Consider the following 3,206-nt stretch of genomic DNA (forward strand, 5'->3'; position numbering starts at 1 on the left):
ATCCTCAGGCGGAGCAGTGAGGGGCAACAAATTTTCAACTTTATCAATGCTGGATACAATGAAACCTGGTTTGTCACAAAAGATGCTACCAATCAGCGAAGGTTTAGGCAGTTTGAAGAAGTTAAAAGCACAATCGAATCTCAAGGTTTTAACGTCTCAAATAATATCAAGCAACTGGCTTACGAGGCCATCATATCTAATTGTCCTAATAGGCGCTTAAAAGCCTCTATTCGTTCATCCAAGGCTCTACAAACCATCAATGAGCTTCGTCCTGATTACTCACTGGCTGTCGGTAGAGGTAGTTTCTACGGGTTTTCCTTAATCGCTAGCAATATTCTAAAAAGTAAAATTGAGTTTGATCAAATATGTGAGTTTTTGGTTGAAGCAATGAAGACAGAAAATAAAGTTCAGAATAATGAGATTTCTATAGACTCACAAGGGGTTGATACCAATAAGTGGCTTTCAGATCGTAACTCATGGAATGAGGTTGAGCAACTTAGAAGTAAGTTTAACGAACTAGGCCAATATGTTGAGCAAAATGCTTCTAATCAAAATACCCTATCGATAACAGTTAAGACGCTCAGAGGCTTAGTCAAAGCCTTTGATATAAAGATTGTAGAAAATAAAACCATTGAAGATGATCTCAAATTAAAAGTTGAAGCTATAGAGCAAGCAATTACCCAGATTAAAATTGCTTGGGATAAAGAAAAAGGCCAATTGCAGAATGAAGTAGATGATCTGAGCTCTAAGATAATAAAGCTTAAAAGAGCGAAACGAGATTTTGAAGAGGGTGTACCTGGGCATCATCAACCATTGGCCATATTACAAAATATGATTAGAGAGATCCCGTCACTTGAAGAGCAAATAAAGCACGAGAATGAGCGACTCAAAACTCTACGCAAAGACGAGATGGATGCTACTAAAATCATCGAAAACATCAAAGAGCAACTTGCTAAAGACTTAAAGCAAATAGAGTCTAAAAAAAATGGTTTAGTTTCTCAACAAGCGTTAATGCTACAGCAGATTAAAACGGGTTACTACGAGTCTCTTTCAAACCTAGGTGATGATAAGGCTGCTAAGCTTAGCCTTATTAAAAAAGAGTACGAAATCAAGTCTAGTGCCATCAAGGAAAAACATACCCAGCTTATTATCGATAAGAATAACCTGGAATCAGAGTTAAAAAATATTAAATGTAGCCTCGAGCTTGCCAAGGAAATGGAGAGCTTAAAGCTCAATTTAGACAATGCTAAAACTCGACTTAATCAGGACATAAAAAATCAAAGAACAGCTGAAAAATATCTAGATGAGACCAGTAAGGAGTATGAAAAACTACAAAGAGAGCATGAACGCTTATTAAACGATATCGCTGATAAGACCTCTGATATTGATGACCTATATGCTTTGCTCAAAGATGACACATTACTCAGTTTCCTATTGAGAAATGAAGCCGATGAAGTACTTTCGCCTTTGATAAATCAGATACGAAAAAGTATCGACCCATCCCTATTCAACCGCTCTGACCTATCACCACAGTGGCTTGCACCTAAAGAATTAGACAACGAGACTCTGTATGGGCTGTATCTTGATACATCAAAAATAGACACTACTAATAATCCTAAAAAACTACTTACCCTTGAAAGTATTACTGAGCACAGACTTGTGTTAGAGGATGAGATATTAGAACGTAGAACTAATATCTCATCACTCGAAAAAACAATTCATCAAGCCAAGATTACTAAGAAAAAAGCCAATGAGGATGTCTATAAGGCAAATACCAATGTGGTTAACACTGAAAAAGATATCGAAAATAAACAAGCGACGCAAAAACAGCTAGAAATAAGAGCTGAAAACGAAATTGAAGAAGCTAAGAGTAAGATTGAGAACCAATTAAACGAAATTAATAACCAAATTAATAACCAAATATCAGCTTCCGAAACTGTTGATACCCAGATGAACATCTCTGAGCAGGAGATAGTAAGCCGTCACAAATTGGCTATTGAACAACTAGAAGAAGATAAGAAAAAAAGAGAACAGGTGGTAGAGCAACAATACGTTGAAGAAATTGAAGGCTTGAAGCTTGAAGCTGATCAGTCTCAAGAGCGTCATGATAGGGCTATTGATGAAAATGGCTACGATGATAACGTTATAGCCCAAACTATAGCCAAAGTGCAGCACCTATCCACAAAGTTAGATGTTGCTGAAAAAGCCAAAATACGCGTTAAGCACTATTACGAGTTTATTGATGAAGAATATCGAGATTTACCTATGCTGTTTGAAAAACGCAATGGTCTATCAATTGAGCTAGTAGATAAACAAGCGGCTTTTGATAAAGCTCTGATATCTAAGCAGGAAGATGTCAAATCCCTTGATGAGAGAGCCAAGGATATTAATGGTCGAATTGATAGAGCACAAATCGACCTAATAAGCATTAAAGAAAGTCTAGGCAATGCCAATAACGCTTTTGATAAAGCTTTGGTTGTGGATCATACCTTGCAGCCTAAATATACGGGACATTCTTTGCAAGACTTGCATAATGCAAGCTTAGCAGTCTTGAACGATGCCAAATCTTTGGTTCGCGACACTAAAAAGAATATGGAAAAAGGTATTTATGCACTAAAGGCCATAAGAAAGCCCTTTACCGCCAATGGGTCTATGTTTGAGAGCTTAATGTCTGACAGTATCTTACTCAGTATACCTGATCAGGAAAACTGGTACATACAAGCTAAAAAGTTTAGCGACTACCTACACAATGAGCATGAAATTAAAAAAGATACACTCATTGGCCAGTATCGAGTCACCGCTCACCAAGTTAGAGAATTTAAATCAAAGCTAGATGATGCTCATAATAGCTTGAGTAATTTTTCGAAGCGTATTAATACTAAATGCAAAGAGGTTTGTGAAAAACTAGAAGCTTTAGCCATTGAGGAGCTTCATATAGCTATAAGTTCGGGAATCAAAGAAAATAGATGGTATTCCACCTTGGCTGACTTCACTGATGCACATCAAAGATGGGCTAATGAGGACATCCATGACACAACGCGTATGCCTAATCAGGAACTGCTGTCCAAATTACAACTCGTGCAAGACTATATTGGTCAAAACCAGATGAACATCAAACTGTCAGAGCAGTTTAGTTTCAGTCTAAGAATCAAACAGGTCGGCGGTGAAATCAAGGAAACCAAAAGAGCAAAGGTATTTAAAGATAT

General features: G+C 37.2%; 1 protein-coding gene. It reads left to right on the plus strand.

Going from position 1 to position 3,206, the window contains the following annotated elements; translation table 11 throughout:
• On the plus strand, positions 1–3,206 hold a 3,206-nt coding region (locus tag ACS8FC_RS13865; protein ID WP_439297188.1), incomplete at both ends, for an ATP-binding protein.

This window comes from Psychrobacter sp. 1Y4, from assembly GCF_051847555.1.